At 53.3% G+C, this 255-nt stretch carries 1 rRNA gene; it reads left to right on the top strand.

Annotated elements, in window-relative coordinates:
* Positions 1–255 (top strand): 23S ribosomal RNA (locus tag ACU8YC_RS28755); the annotation flags it as partial.

Raw genomic sequence — 255 nt, 5'->3', positions numbered from 1 at the left:
CGACCCCTAAGGCGAGGCCGAAAGGCGTAGTCGATGGGAAACAGGTTAATATTCCTGTACTTGGTGTTACTGCGAAGGGGGGACGGAGAAGGCTATGTTGGCCGGGCGACGGTTGTCCCGGTTTAAGTATGTAGGCGGAGGTTCCAGGTAAATCCGGTACCTTTTAACGCTGAGGTGTGATGACGAGGCACTACGGTGCTGAAGTGACAAATGCCCTGCTTCCAGGAAAAGCCTCTAAGCATCAGGTAACACGAA

Source organism: Citrobacter sp. VF227, assembly GCF_052950715.1.
Note: the sequence above shows the minus strand (reverse complement) of the source record. Positions and strands in the feature narration are given on the sequence as shown.